Origin of the sequence: Tsukamurella sp. M9C, from assembly GCF_020169415.1 — a bacterium.
Lineage (GTDB): Bacteria > Actinomycetota > Actinomycetes > Mycobacteriales > Mycobacteriaceae > Tsukamurella.
The window spans coordinates 60567-74741 of sequence record NZ_JAIULG010000001.1 but is presented as its reverse complement, the minus strand read 5'-3'; the positions used below and the strand labels follow the sequence as shown (position 1 = coordinate 74741).

At 69.2% G+C, this 14175-nt stretch carries 11 protein-coding genes and 3 tRNA genes; 3 read left to right on the top strand and 11 right to left on the bottom strand.

Going from position 1 to position 14175, the window contains the following annotated elements:
• Window positions 1-284 precede the first annotated feature (284 nt).
• Window positions 285-656 carry a hypothetical protein gene (locus tag LB823_RS00325; protein ID WP_068526168.1) on the top strand — a complete coding sequence of 124 codons (372 nt, stop codon included), beginning with the start codon at window positions 285-287 and terminating at the stop codon, window positions 654-656.
• Window positions 653-1276 carry a hypothetical protein gene (locus LB823_RS00320; RefSeq protein WP_068570220.1) on the top strand — a complete coding sequence of 208 codons (624 nt, stop codon included), beginning with the start codon at window positions 653-655 and terminating at the stop codon, window positions 1274-1276. The genes LB823_RS00325 and LB823_RS00320 overlap by 4 nt, the downstream gene beginning before the upstream one ends.
• Here LB823_RS00320 and LB823_RS00315 read toward each other — a convergent pair.
• From LB823_RS00315 to gyrB, 7 genes are all read right to left on the bottom strand, one after another.
• Window positions 1251-2471 (bottom strand): hypothetical protein, encoded by a 1221-nt coding sequence (locus LB823_RS00315; protein ID WP_224644781.1) that lies wholly within the window; start codon window positions 2469-2471, stop codon window positions 1251-1253. The genes LB823_RS00320 and LB823_RS00315 overlap by 26 nt on opposite strands.
• A 308-nt stretch (window positions 2472-2779) precedes the next feature.
• Window positions 2780-2852: transfer RNA gene (locus tag LB823_RS00310), tRNA-Ala, on the bottom strand.
• A 115-nt stretch (window positions 2853-2967) separates the two neighbouring features.
• Window positions 2968-3029 (bottom strand) — tRNA-Ala (locus LB823_RS00305).
• A gap of 19 nt (window positions 3030-3048) precedes the next feature.
• A tRNA-Ile gene (locus LB823_RS00300) sits at window positions 3049-3125 on the bottom strand.
• A 53-nt stretch (window positions 3126-3178) separates the two neighbouring features.
• Window positions 3179-3892 carry a DUF3566 domain-containing protein gene (locus LB823_RS23935; protein WP_224644780.1) on the bottom strand — a complete coding sequence of 238 codons (714 nt, stop codon included), beginning with the start codon at window positions 3890-3892 and terminating at the stop codon, window positions 3179-3181.
• A gap of 27 nt (window positions 3893-3919) precedes the next feature.
• The gene (gene gyrA / locus LB823_RS00290; protein WP_224644779.1) at window positions 3920-6421 is read right to left on the bottom strand and encodes a DNA gyrase subunit A; all 2502 of its coding nucleotides are present in this window, start codon (window positions 6419-6421) and stop codon (window positions 3920-3922) included.
• A gap of 65 nt (window positions 6422-6486) precedes the next feature.
• Window positions 6487-8553, bottom strand: coding sequence for a DNA topoisomerase (ATP-hydrolyzing) subunit B (gene gyrB, locus LB823_RS00285; protein WP_374201259.1), 2067 nt, complete (start codon window positions 8551-8553; stop codon window positions 6487-6489).
• Between the two features lie 275 nt (window positions 8554-8828).
• Here gyrB and LB823_RS00280 point away from each other — a divergent pair, with 275 nt between their 5' ends.
• Window positions 8829-9284 (top strand): hypothetical protein, encoded by a 456-nt coding sequence (locus tag LB823_RS00280; RefSeq protein ID WP_224644777.1) that lies wholly within the window; start codon window positions 8829-8831, stop codon window positions 9282-9284.
• On the opposite strand, the gene LB823_RS00275 is transcribed toward LB823_RS00280, so the two are convergent.
• From LB823_RS00275 to LB823_RS00260, 4 genes are all read right to left on the bottom strand, one after another.
• The gene (locus LB823_RS00275) at window positions 9281-9823 is read right to left on the bottom strand and encodes a DUF721 family protein (protein ID WP_224644776.1); all 543 of its coding nucleotides are present in this window, start codon (window positions 9821-9823) and stop codon (window positions 9281-9283) included. The genes LB823_RS00280 and LB823_RS00275 overlap by 4 nt on opposite strands.
• Before the next feature lie 69 nt (window positions 9824-9892).
• Complete coding sequence (locus tag LB823_RS00270; RefSeq protein WP_224644775.1) at window positions 9893-10705, bottom strand: hypothetical protein; 813 nt, start codon at window positions 10703-10705, stop codon at window positions 9893-9895.
• 363 nt (window positions 10706-11068) lie between these two features.
• Window positions 11069-12832, bottom strand: a complete 1764-nt coding sequence (locus LB823_RS00265) for an MFS transporter (RefSeq protein WP_224644774.1) — start codon at window positions 12830-12832, stop codon at window positions 11069-11071.
• A 1-nt stretch (window position 12833) separates the two neighbouring features.
• Window positions 12834-14153, bottom strand: a complete 1320-nt coding sequence (locus tag LB823_RS00260) for a glycosyltransferase (RefSeq protein ID WP_224644773.1) — start codon at window positions 14151-14153, stop codon at window positions 12834-12836.
• Window positions 14154-14175 lie beyond the last annotated feature (22 nt).

Sequence of the window (14175 nt, the reverse complement as noted above, 5' to 3'; positions counted from 1 at the left end):
GCAGGTAGTGGCTGCACGACACCGTCGCGAGGCTCCCCGGCACAGCACCAGCACGATCGCCTGCGGCAGGATCGACACGCGTGGACCACATCGAGCAGCAGCTAGAGCAACAGCTCCGCGAACGCGGCATCCCCCTCACTGCGGCTGAGTTCCTCCGCGCCGTCCTCGAAGCCCTCGACGACGGCGCTTCCGTGCCTTAGCGGGACAGCGGTCGGCACGAGGAACATGCGCTGTAATCCGCAGTACCAGTGACTGTTCGGTCCTTGACTGCTAAAATCAGCAGTATGCTTCCCACGGGTCCCCGGACGATCGACAGCTTCCGCCGGATCACCATCCCAGCGAAGGTGGCGAAGGCGTCCGGAGTGCGGCAGCCTTCGTGGGTCCGGATCGGTGTCGTCGCCGACCAGAGGATCGTCGAGATCATTCCCACTCGCGGCCCGCGCGGGACGAAGCCGTCCGTACGAGGTAACCCGGATCGTCCGCGGCGGCTGCGGACGTCGCGACAGATCGCGCTGCCGGCGGCGGTCCTCGACTCGGTCGGTCTGGACATTGGGAGCGTCGTGGCGTTCCTGGCCCTGGAGGACCGCATTCATCTGTTCGCCGCGTCGCGGGTCATCGCGCCGGAGCCCGCGCCCGTGGGAGAGGAAGACCAGTGACGGCGCGGCGACGTACCCGGTCAATCCACGCAGAGGCGGGTCAGCTCCCCCTGTTCGACGTCCCTGCCGTCGCGCCGGCGGATCTGGTCGACCCGGCCGTGGTCGCAGCTGCGGAGCTCGTCCTCGATCGCTCAGTGTCGGTGTTGCCACGGACCGAACTGTCGGGGCTTCGCGGGTATCCGGTGGTCCGATGGTCGCCGAGCATCGCCGAACGGATGTCGGCCGGGGCGGGACCGATGCTCGACGCGCAGGTCCTCGAGCTGTGGGAGATGTGCCCGGCGGAAGGCGCTGGCGCGCCGCCAGCGGCACCGTTGAGCATCGTCGGGTTCGTCGCCACCGGGCAGTGGAAGAGGGCCCTGTACGTCGCCAGCGAACTTCGCGGGTTCGGGGAAACCGTGGTGCTGACCGAGCGGCGCCCCACGGCGCTGAGCTTGACGGCGGCGGACCTCGCCGACGTGAGTGTCGTGCATACCTCTCACGCCGGCGAGGAACTGCTGGTGCGGGGATCGAAGGTCGCCGATCCGCCGCGGATCGTCGCGGTGCGGTACTGGGAGGAGCGGCTCTTCGCTCACGCCCTCGCGACAGGGGTGTCGATCACGCCGCAGCCGGCTCCGGCGTAGCGCCGATCCACGCGGACAGGGCTCGTTTACGTTTCCAGTCCCCGCCGGTGAGCTGCTCGATCTCGATGTTGCTCTCGTGGGCGGCCTCGCACATCGCCGTCCACGCCTGCGGGCCGTTGTGCGCGGCGATAGCGGTGGCCAATCCGCGACCGAGCATCGCGACCGCGGAGACCGAATGGGAGAACGCTGCTGCCTTCGGGATGTCGGCGGTGCGGATCCAGGTCAGGTCCCGCCCACCGCAGAGTGCGCAGTCGCAGCACCACGCGGCGTGGGACTCGTCCTTGAGGTAGTGCCGCTCGAACGCGGTCAGCGACGTGTACGCCAGCAGCTCCGGGAGGATGAACGACACCGACCCGCTGCTGCCGCCCCCGCCGATGTCGGGGTAGATGTGCCGGTACGTCGTCGACGAACCCAGCGCCGCGCCCGCGGCGCCGTACGCCAGCGCCCCCAATCCCGCCGTGTCACTGCGCAGTAGCAGCACCGGGACATCTGCCGTGAGGACGTGCACCAGCCCGGTCACGACGTTCGTCCGGTCGAACGGGTCGTCGGTGTCCTCGACCATCAACGCCACGGGGATGCCGTGCGCGTTGATCTCAGACCGGAGCGAATCGGCGGCGTGCGAGAGCCACCAGCTCGCGATCGGCAGCGCCGCGATCACCTGTCCACCGAAGCGGGCCGCCGTCTTCAAGGTGGTCCGCAGCCCGGCGGTGTCGCCCTTGGCCACATAGCCGGAATCGGTCAATGCCCACGTCAGGCCCGCGCTACGTTGCACGGTGATCCAGTCGCGGGTCGGCTCCGCCGTCGCCATCTTCCGCTGCCGGCCGCTGTAGAGGTTCGCGTCGAGCAGCAAGGCTGCGTCGGGGCACTTCTTGCGGGTCTGATCCGCCGCGGTCCTCGCAACCGCGGAGCGGTGGGTCCGGGACTGCCACGGCACGGTGAAAACCGCGCCGACACCCTCCGCCGCGATCAGAGCGCGAGTCGGGTCGATCAAGGTCGTCGGGACCTGAACGAACAGGTCCGTCGACATTCCCTCAAGCCGGTGCTGCCCGACCTGAATGGGCCGGGCCTCACCTGTCCGTTCAGTGCTGGTGGAATCGGTAGTGCGATCAGAGTCGCAACTGTCGTTGGTCAACGGTGCCTCCTCAAGGCGTTGTGGATGAGCCACCACGCCGAGGTCCGCATCGCTCGCCCACACCTACCGTTCCGGTGTTTGGCGAACCCGCGCACACCGTCTACCATCGGAGTCGTCATCCAAAGACATTCGCAACGGTCACGGTATCGAGGGCTCGCGCCCTCGGAGCGGTGATTCAGTTGTTCAGCGGAGCCCGGTTCGTCTGCAAACGAGCCGGGCTTCAGCTGTCTCTATTCTAGAGCCTGAACATGACAGGTCTCGGGACGTCGTCACCTCTACGTCACCTATGGCCCTACCGACGCGAGGAGCCCCCAGGCCGGTGGCCTTGGGGGCTCCTCGCTGATGACATCGTCAGCAATTCAACATATCTGTGGAGGCTAGGGGATTCGAACCCCTGACCCTCGCCTTGCAAAGGCGATGCTCTACCAACTGAGCTAAGCCCCCGTGTGTGGTTGTGCACCCATTGCTGGGCACCGTCCCCACCGCCAAACTACGACCTCGTGGTGGACATGTCCACCACAGCATCCCTGCTGGTCAACCCCTCACCGAGCCTGTCAGCTGGAGATAAGATTCGAACTCCTGACATCCGCCTTGCAAAGGCGGCGCTCTACCAACTGAGCTAAGGCCCCGGGACGGGGTGTGGTGGGCCTAGGAGGACTTGAACCTCCGACCTCTTCGTTATCAGCGAAGCGCTCTAACCGCCTGAGCTATAGGCCCGTGAACCGAGGTGGAACATTACCAGCGCACCTCGGGTTCTACAAAACTGCTGGTCAATCCCTATCGGAGAGGGTCACCTCGACGCCGCCCACGAGGTCGGCGCAGAGGTTGTAGATGAACGCGCCGACGGTGGCGAGCGCGGTCAGCAGGATCACATTCGCGAGGCCGGCGAGGCCCGCGTAGGTGAACACGTTGCCCGCCGTCAGCAGGCTGACACCCGCCTGCTCGTTGGTCAGCGTCTGGAAGCTGTCGTTGATCTTGCTCCAGACGCCCATGCCGCTGAGCACGATGTACAGCACGCCGACGGCGATCATCCACACGAAGAACAGCACCACGGAGACCACGCCGCTGAGCTTGAAGGTGGTCCACGGGTCGATGCTGCGCAGCTGCATGCCCGCCCGCACCGGCCCGCTCGCGGCCTGTGTCTTCACGCCCGCGGCCCGGGCGGGAGCGCCGCCCACGGTGTGCAGGTTCGACGATGCCGTCTCCTCCGCCGGGGCCGGAGCGGCCGGCGCCGTGGGCGCCTCGGTCGCCGCGGCGGCCGACTGCGCGGGGACCGGCACCGTCGGCGCGGAGGCCGGCGCGACCTGATGGATCTTGTCCAGGTCCGGCAGGTTCTTCGGCAGCTCGTCGCGCTCCACGCCCTCGGTGGGCGCATCGATCACGCGGCCGACATCGGTGTCGCGTCGCGGGATCCGGACGGGCTGCCGGCCCGCCTCCGGTCCGGACTCCGGCGGCTGGCCGGATCCGGTTCCAGGGGTACTCACATGCGCTCCTTCGTGCTCCGCGGCGGCTTATGCCTCGCCGTCCGCCTGCTCGGGTTCGTCGCTCTCGTCGGCGTTGCGGGCGATGGCCAAAAGACTAGTGCCTTCGGCCAGGTTCATCAGCCGGACGCCCTTGGTCTGCCGGCCCGCCTTGCGGACCTGCCGCGCCGCCGTGCGGATCACTCCGCCGCCGGACGTGATGGCGTACAGCTCGGTCTCGTCGTCGACGATGAGTGCACCCACCAGTTCGCCGCGCTTCGGGTCGAACTGAATCGTCAGCACGCCCTTGCCGCCACGCCCCTGAGGAGTGTAGTCAGCGATCGACGTCCGCTTGGCGTAACCGCCCGACGTGGCGACGAGCAGGTACGTGTCCTCGCGAACCACGTTGAGCGCCAACAGCTGATCGTCGTCGTTGAACCGCATCCCCTGCACACCGGAGGTTGCCCGGCCCATGGGGCGGAGCACCTCGTCGGTCGCCTTGAAGCGGATCGACTGGGCCTTCTTGCTCACCAGCAGCAGGTCCTCCGACTCGGAGGCCAGCACCGCGCCCACCAGCTCGTCCTCGTCGCGCAGGTTGATGGCGACGATGCCGCCGCTGCGGTTCGAGTCGAAGTCCTCGAGCTTGGACTTCTTCACGAGGCCGTTCTTGGTGGCCAGGATCAGGTAGGGCGCGTCGTCGTAGGCCTTGATCTGGATGACCTGGGCGATGCGCTCCTCCGGCTGGAAGGCCAGGAGGTTGGCAACGTGCTGGCCGCGGGCGGTGCGGCTCTGCTCGGGCAGCTCGTAGGCCTTCGCGCGGTACACGCGGCCCTTCGTGGTGAAGAACAGGATCCAGTCGTGGGTGGAGCACACGAAGAAGTGCGCCACGATGTCGTCCTGCTTGAGGTCGGCGCCCTTGACGCCCTTGCCGCCGCGCTTCTGGCTGCGGTACAGGTCCGTCTTGGTGCGCTTGGCGTACCCGGTCTCGGTGATCGTGACGACCACGTCCTCGCGGGCGATGAGGTCCTCGTCGGTCACGTCGCCGTCGGCGGCGATGATCTTGGTGCGGCGGTCGTCGCCGAACTTCTCGACGATCTCGCCGAGCTCGTCGCGGACGATGGCCCGCTGGCGCTCCGGCTTCTCGAGGATGTCCTTGAGGTCGGCGATCTCGAGCTCGATCTCGGCCAACTGGTCGATGATCTTCTGCCGCTCGAGGGCCGCCAGGCGGCGCAGCTGCATGTCGAGGATCGCGTTGGCCTGCAGCTCGTCGACGTCGAGCAGGTCGATCAGGCCGGCGCGCGCGATCTCGGTGGTCTCGGACCGCCGGATGAGGGCGATGACCTCGTCGAGGGCGTCGAGTGCCTTGACCAGGCCGCGCAGGATGTGGGCCCGCTCCTCGGCCTTGCGCAGCCGGAACCGGGTGCGCCGCACGATGACGTCCAACTGGTGCGTCACGTAGTAGCGGATCATCTGGTCCAGGCGCAGCGTGCGCGGCACGCCGTCGACGATGGACAGCATGTTCGCGCCGAAGCTGGTCTGCAGCTGGCTGTGCTTGTAGAGGTTGTTCAGCACCACCTTGGCGACGGCGTCGCGCTTGAGCCGCACCACGATCCGCATGCCGACGCGATCCGAGGACTGGTCCTCGATCTTGCTGATGCCGGCGATCTTGCCGTCGCGCACCTGCTCGGCGATCGACAGCACGAGGTTGTCGGGGTTCACCTGGTAGGGAAGCTCGGTGATGACGAGTTCCGTTGCGCCCTTGGAGTCCTCCTCCACGGCGACGACGCCGCGCATGCGGATCGAGCCGCGGCCGGTGGAGTAGGCGTCCTTGATGCCCTGGCTGCCCACGATGAGGCCGTGCGTCGGGAAGTCCGGTCCCTTGATCCGCTCCATGCACGCCTCAAGGGTGGCCTCGGAGTCGGCCTCGAAGTTGTCCAGGCACCAGAAGATCGCGTCCGCGAGCTCGCGCAGGTTGTGCGGCGGGATGTTGGTCGCCATGCCGACGGCGATGCCACCGGAGCCGTTCATCAGCAGGTTCGGCACGCGCGACGGGAGCACGGTCGGCTCCTGCGTCTTGCCGTCGTAGTTCGGCGTGAAATCGACTGTCTCCTCGTCGATGTCGCGCAGCATCTCCATCGCCAGCGGCGTGAGTCGCGCCTCGGTGTAACGCATGGCGGCCGCGGGATCGTTGCCCGGCGAGCCGAAGTTGCCCTGCCCGTCGATCATCGGATACCGCATCGACCAGGGCTGGGCGAGGCGCACGAGGGCGTCGTAGATCGACGAATCGCCGTGCGGGTGATAGTTGCCCATCGTCTCGGCGACGGGCTTGGCGGACTTCACGTAGCCGCGGTCGGGCCGGTAGCCGGCGTCGTAGGCCGCGTAGAGGATGCGGCGCTGCACCGGCTTCATGCCGTCGCGCACCTCGGGGAGGGCGCGGCCCACGATCACGCTCATGGCGTAGTCGATGTAGCTGCGCTGCATCTCCTGCTGGATGTCGACCGGTTCGATCCGGTCGTGGCCGCCGGTCTCGGCGGGCGGAGTGGTGTCAGTCATTTCAGTCCTTCGAGTTCATCGGTTCGACGGTGCGCGGCGCGCCCGGCATGCGGGCGCGCCGGCGATCACACGTCGAGGAACCGCACGTCCTTGGCGTTGCGCGCGATGAACGAGCGGCGGGCCACCACGTCCTCGCCCATGAGGATCGAGAACAGCTCGTCGGCGGCGGCGGCATCGTCGAGCGTGACCTGCTTGAGCACGCGCACGGCCGGGTCCATCGTGGTCTCCCACAGTTCCTTGGCGTTCATCTCGCCGAGGCCCTTGTAGCGCTGGATGCCGTCATCCTTGTTGATCTTCTTGCCGTTCTGCAGGCCGTCGGCCAGCAGGACGTCGCGCTCGTTGTCGCTGTAGGCGAACTGCGGCTCGGCGCCCTTCTGCCACTTGAGCTTGTAGAGCGGCGGCTGCGCGAGGTAGACGTGTCCGTGCTCCACCAGGGGCCGCATGAACCGGAACAGCAGCGTCAGCAGCAGCGTCGCGATGTGCTGGCCGTCGACGTCGGCGTCGGCCATCAGGACGATCTTCTTGTAGCGCAGCTTGGCGATGTCGAACTCGTCGTGGATGCCGGTGCCGAAGGCCGTGATGATCGACTGGACCTCGGTGTTCTTGAGCACCCGGTCGATCCGCGCCTTCTCGACGTTGATGATCTTGCCGCGGATGGGCAGGATCGCCTGGTACATCGAGTCGCGGCCGCTCTTGGCGGAGCCGCCGGCGGAGTCGCCCTCCACGATGTAGACCTCGCACTTGTCGGGGTCGTTGCTGCGGCAGTCGGCCAGCTTGCCGGGGAGGCCGCCGATGTCGGTGGCGCTCTTGCGGCGCACCAGCTCCCGCGCCTTGCGGGCCGCGAGTCGGGCCTGCGCCGAGGCGGCGGCCTTCTGCACGATCGTCTTCGCGTCGGCGGGGTTCGAGTCGAACCAGAACTGCAGCTGCTCGCGGCAGACCTTCTGCACGAAGCCCTTGACCTCGGAGTTGCCCAGCTTGGTCTTGGTCTGGCCCTCGAACTGGGGCTCGGCGACCTTCACCGAGATGACGGCCGCGAGGCCCTCGCGGATGTCGTCGCCCGAGAGCTCGCCGTCCTTCTCCTTGACCAGCTTCTTGTCCTTGGCGTAGGCCTTGACGACGCCGGTCAGCGCGGTGCGGAAGCCCTCCTCGTGGGTGCCGCCCTCGTGCGTGTTGATGGTGTTGGCGAAGGTGTGCACCGACTCGGAGTAGCCGGAGTTCCACTGCATCGCGATCTCGATCTCGTGGCCCTTCTCCTTGCCCTCGAAGGAGATGATCGAGCTGTGGATCGGGGACTTCGACGTGCGCGCGTTGATGTGCTTGACGTAGTCGACGAGGCCGTCCGGGTAGTGGAAGATGCGCTCGCGCTTCTTCGGCGCGACCTCGGCGAGCGCCGCGGCGACGACCTCCTCGTGCGCCGACGGGGCCTCTTCGGAGATGTCCTCGTCGGGCACCTCGACGGCGACGGGACGCTCGTCGGTGAGGGTGATCGTGAGGCCCTTGTTGAGGAAGGCCATCTCCTGCAGGCGGCGCGAGACCGTCTCGAAGTCGTAGTGCGTCGTCTCCGTGAAGACCTTCGGGTCGGCCCAGAACCGCACCGTCGTACCCGTCCGCGTGGTGGGCTCGCCCTTGATCAGGTCCTCGGCGACGGAGTCGCGCTTCTTCTCGTCCCAGTGGAAGTTGTTCTGCCAGTGGTAGCCGTCGACGTCGATCTCGACCTCGACCCGGCTGGACAGCGCGTTGACCACGGAGATGCCGACGCCGTGCAGGCCGCCGGAGACGGCGTACGCATCGGAGTCGAACTTGCCGCCCGCGTGCAGCGAGGTGAGTACCAGCTGCACGGTCGGGACGCCCTTGGCGTGCATCGCGACGGGGATGCCGCGGCCGTCGTCGACCACCTCGACGCCACCGTCGGCGCGGAGCGTCACGTCGACTCGGGTCGCGTGGCCTGCCATGGCCTCGTCGACGGAGTTGTCGACGACCTCCCAGATCATGTGGTGCAGGCCGCGGGGTCCGGTGGTGCCGATGTACATGCCGGGGCGCTTGCGCACCGCCTCCAGGCCCTCGAGCTGCTTGATGGATTCCGCGCCGTACGAGCCCTTGGGCTTGTCCGCGTTGTTGTCAGCCGCCACGATGTGTTGGCGCTCCTTCGTCGAAACCACCGGGCGAACGGCCGTGAACTTCCACGGGCCGCAGCCGCCACGATGGCGATCGGACAGCACCCCGAGGAGACGAGGCACTCTTGCCCTTCTAGTCTACTCCTCTTCACGACGATGAATGCGTTTGCCACGCCCTCATCGCGTCGCAGACGCGATCAACCTCGTTTCGGTCCGCTCACTCCGAAATGCGATCCGACGCGCACACGGCGACGCTGGGGCGTGAACCGGCAATCGATCGTAGAGTCGGAGGCATGGATCACGCCGAGATCGATGACTACCTCGACCGCTACGCCGAGACGCTCACGCGATTCGACGCGACGGCCGCCGCGAGCCTGTGGGCCGAGCCCGGAATGATCGTCGACGACCGCTTCTCCGGAGTCCTCGATGACCGGGCGGCGATGGCCCGCGGCCTGGAGCATTCCTACCCCCTGTACCGCGCACTGGGACTCGCCTCCGTGGGCCACGAACTGCTGTCCGCGACCCCGCTCACCGGCGCGATCACGCTGGTCCACGTCCGCTGGCTCTTCCTCGACGCCGACGGAGCGCTGCTCACCGACAGCACCGCCTACTACGTCCTGCGCCGGGACGAGGACGGCCCGCACGCGTGCGTCTGCATCCAAGTCGACGACGCCTCGAAGCTGCAGGCCCTCGCCGCCGACCGCGGCATCGACCTCGCGCAGTTCCTCCCGGAACCGCCCTCCGCCTAGCCGTAGGTGTCGCGCGGTCCGCGGCCCGACACGTGCAGTGGCCCCTTGCGCCAGCTGGGTGCGCTGGGCCCGGTGATGTTCAGCGAGGTGACCACGCCCTGCCCGACGGCCGCGTTGATCTTCGCCAGCAGTTGGGACTGCATGAGCCGCAACTGCGTGGCCCAGGCGGTGGACTCGGCGCTCACGTAAAGCACCTTCTCCCGCAAACTGACGGCCCGGGCGTGCGCGGCGACGTCGGCGCCGACCACGGTCTCCCAGCAGCCGAGCACGGTCCCCTCGTTGACCTTCTTGTCCCAGCCCCGGGCCTTGGCGATGCCGCCGACGAGGGCGCCGAAGGGCTGCGGATCCCGGTTGTCGGGCGAGGGCCCGCTCCATCGCTTGGAGCCGCGGCGCAGCCGCCGCACCCCGCCGGTCATCGGCTCGGAGCGGCCCTGGCCCACGGACTTGCCCGCCGCCTTCGCCGCCGCGCGAGCCTCCTCGAGGGCGCGCCGCGCAATATCGGAGCCGTGCAGCGGCCCGTCACTGTTCTGCTCAGCCATGACACCTCCCTCGCCGGAGCCTGTGGTCACCAGGCTACTCACTCGCACCGACACGTTTCCCGGTGACGATCAGGCCCCGTCGAAGACGTCGGTCCCGGCGAGTCGGTCGAGCACGCGCCGGCCGCGCTCCTCGTCCCACTCCTCCCGGTCCGACGGTGTCGCCGCCCCGTCGGCGAGAAGGGCGTACCCGAGTCCGGGGCGGCCGGGCCCGGCGCCCGTGTGGCCGCCCACGACGTACCCGCGCATCAGCGCGAGCCCGACGGTCGCGAGCTCCCGGTACCCGATGACGCTCGTGTACCCGAAGAGCTCGAACAGCCGGCGGTAGTTCTCCTCGAGCCGGGCCAGCACGGCCTCCTCCGCTCCATCGACCGCCGCCACCACGCGGTCACGGTGCGGCCCGGCCGGCAGCGACGGAACGACCAGTGCCAGAGTCAGGTACAGCCGCCAGCGCCGGTCCTCCTCGCGATCGGCGAGCAGGTCGTCATCGGCCGAAGCGGTCACGCCGCGCAGGAGCGCGGCGCGACGGTTTTCCACCGTCCGCAGGGCCCGCGGGTCGTCCCCGACGGCACCGCGAACGACGGTCGTGGCCCGCGCCCCGCGGGTCGAGACGATCGGCAGGGCCTGCTCGGCGAGAGCGGCGAGGACGTCGGCGAGGAAGTCCTCCCGTTGCGGCCAGCACCGATATGCGGCGGTGCGCGAGACGTCGGCGTCGCGGACCGCGTCCTCCAGCCGCACGTGTTCGAGGCCGCTCCCGAGCCCGTCGATCAGCACGCGGTCCACCGCGCTCTCCAGGACCCGGCGCCGCGTCTCGTTCAGGGCGAGCCGCTGTCGCCTCGGGGTTGTCCCCGATTTTGGTACTCGGGGTTCCAAACTGTCGCTCACAGACCTATGGTACTCGGTGTACCAACTTGGTACACGGAGTACCAAAGGAGAGGGACATGACGCAGCAGACACTCGACCGCGGGGCCGCGACACCGTCGACCGGAACCCGCCGCACCGTCGTCGCCTACGGGCTCGGCGCGCTCGCCACCGCCGCGGGCCTCGGCTACGCGCTCGCCGACCACCTCGCACTCGGTGGGCTGGACCGACACCTCCACGCGCTGTACGACCCCGTCGGCAAGTACGGCGAGGCCGCGCCGCTCTACGGCTACCTGTACGTCGTCGGCGCGCTCGGCCTGCTGTGTTGGTGGGCCAACCTGCGCCTGGTCCGCCGCGGCAGCGGGACCGCGCGCCGCTGGGGATGGGTCACCCTCGCCGCGGCGGTGCTCCCGGTCCTCGTGCCCCTGGTGCTGCGGGAGTACGGACGGCCGGTGATCCCGCTGTCGCTCGCGGTCGGTTACCCGACGGCGTGGCTGTGCGGACTGGCGGGACTCCTCGCGGGAGGTTCGCGGAAGGCAGCATGATCGGTGCCGTCACGGCCTCGCCGGCCCGGGCGACGAGCTCCTGCACGCTGACCCGCTCACCCTCCGCGGTCCGACGGTGCCGCGACGGCGGCCGGGTGCGCAGGAAGGCAGCGACCACGATGCACGCCACCACGCCCACCCCGGCGGCGACGAGGTTCGCCGACTGCATGGCGGAGACGAAGGCCTGCTGCACGGTGTGCCCGAGCACGGGTTGCAGCTCGGGCGCCGCCGCGCCGACCGCGCGGATGCCGCCGATCACCGAGGACTCGGCCTCGGCCCTGGCGTCCGGCGTCAGGGGCAGCCGCGCGACGTCCTCCGCCACCTTTGCGGAGTACAAGTGCGCGACCACCGATCCCAGGATGGCGACGCCCAGCGCGCCGCCCACCTCGCGGGTGGTGTCGTTGACCGCGGAGCCGGCGCCGGCCTCGCCCGACGGCACGGACGTCATCACCGAGGTGGTCGCGGGCCCCTGCAGCAGGCCCAGGCCGACGGCGATCACCGACATCGCGGGCAGGATCTGCGTGAGGTAGTCGGCGGATTCGGTGAGTCGTGAGGTCAGCACGAAGCCGACGGCCATGATCGCGAGCCCCAGCGAGATCGTGAACCGCATCCGCCGCTCGGTGTTCGCCAGCGCCGCGAGCGGCGTGACCGCGACGGCCGCGAGCGCGAACGGGATCACCCGCACCGCGGTCTCCAGCGGCCCGTAGCCCAGCACCGCCTGGAAGTACATGATCGTGATGAAGACGAAGCCGAGGAGGCAGAAGAAGCCGGCGCAGATCGCGAAGGAGCCCATCGCGAAGCCGCGCGAGCGGAACAGCGTCACGTCGAGCACCGGATTGCGGTGCCGTCGCTCGTAGAACACGAACGACACCAGGAACACCGCGGCGCCGATCAGCGCCCCGACGACGGGCGCGCTGCCCCAGCCGAAGTTCGGCGCCTCGATCAGGGCCCACACGAGCAGCGTGATCCCCGAGATCGACAGCAGCACACCGAGGAGGTCGAAGGACGGCCGCTCCGAGCCGAAGGACTCGGGGACGAGCGCGAGGCAACCCACGATCGCGACGATCGAGATGGGCACGTTGATCCAGAACACCGACGACCAGGCGAAGTGCTCGACGAGGTAGCCGCCCACCACGGGGCCGATCGCGATCGACGCGCCGGCCGCCGCGGACCACACGGCGATGGCCTTGGTCCGTTCCTCCTTCTCCGGGAACAGGTCCGAGATGATCGCCAGGGTGGCGGGGAAGATCAGCGCCGCGGCGGCGCCGAGCGCGGCCCGGGCCGTGATGAGCTCCGCCAGGGACGTGGACCGGGTCGCCAGAACCGAGATCGCGACGAAGCACAGCAGGCCGGCGATGAGCACCTTCCGCCGGCCGAGGCGGTCGCCGAGGTAGCCCGTCGCGAGCAGCAGCCCCGCGAAGACCAGCGTGTACGAGTCGACGATCCACTGCAGCGCGCTCATGCCGCCGCCGAACTCCTCGCTCAGGGTGGGGAGGGCGATGGTGACGATGCTGTTGTCCATGCCGGTCATCAGCACGGCGATGCACAGGGTGCCGAGCGAGATCCAGCGCGTCGCGCCGGACCGTCCGCCGGCGGAGACGGTCATGTCAGCGATCGGCGGCCGCGGCGCGGGCACCGTCGACCTCGGCCAGGAAGGCGTCGAAGGCGGCCAGGAACTCGTCCCGCCCGCCCAGGTCCGCGGCGGCGGCCGTGCCGGTGCGACGGGCACCGTCGACGATGCACTCGTCGCGCACCAGGCGCAGAACGCCCTCGGCGATGGTCCTGGCGGTCATCCGGCGGCGCGGCAGGATCGCACCGGCCTCGACGGCCTCGATGCGGCGGCCCCAGAAGTGCTGGTCGAAGGCCTGGCTGCAGACCAGCGACGGCCGGCCCGACGCCGCCGCGATGGCCGTCGTGCCGGCCCCGCCGTGGTGCACGAGCGCGGCGCAGCGCGGGAAGACGGTGTCGTGGTCCACGTCGGGCACGATCAGCAGGTCGGGGGTGTTCACCACCTCGTCGCGGGTCCGCGCCGACCAGCCCGGCACGGCCAGCACGCGCAGGCCGTCCTCCGCCAGGATCTCCGCGAGGCCGCCGACGACGCCGTCGAAGTCGACGACGGGCATGCTGCCGAATCCCACGTAGACGACGGGGCGGTCGTCCTGCGCGAGCCAGGCCTCGATCATCGCGTCGCGCTCGGTGCGATCCGCCGGCCGGCCCTCGATGCGGATGAACCCGATGCGGGGGTGCCGCGCGTCCTCGCGCGACCGCGGGGGCACCAGCGCCCGGCCGAAGGCCTCGACGCGCAGGATGTCGCGGCCCGCGAGCACCGAGCGCGGATCGATGATGCGCCGCGGGTACTCGACCCGCTTCGCCAGCTCGACGGTCTTGCTGAAGATGCTCAGGGCCCAGCCCAGATTGAAGACCCGGTAGGTCAGCGGCAGGAGCAGCGGGATCCGCGCGGTCACGTCCTGCAGGCGCGGGCCCAGCAGCGGATTGGGGACCGTGCTGTGCACGTCGCCGGGGAAGTACTCCACCATGACGAGCGGCACACCCTCGCGGTGCGTGACCAGCGCGGCGCGCTCTTCGATGATCCTGGTGCTGATGACGCAGTCCACGTCCCGGCAGAGTTCGGCAAGGCGCTCGTCGAACTCGTCCGCGTGCGAGTCCGCGAGCTTGCCGACCTCCCGCAGCTGCGTCGTCGTGCTCGCGCCGAAGAACTTCTCCTGGCCCTGCGGCGACTGCAGGAACTCCTTGAGGTTCAGCGTCGTCAGGATGTGCGGCTCGAAGCCGTGCGAGACCACGTACGCCTGGGATTCGACCGTGCAGCCGACCCGGACGTCGTCGCCGCGGTCGGCGAGGACGCGGGCCACCGCCAGAAGCGGGCTGATGTCGCCGCGCGAGCCCATGCATGCGATCGCGATGCGCACCGCTCTCCCCTTCCGACGACGT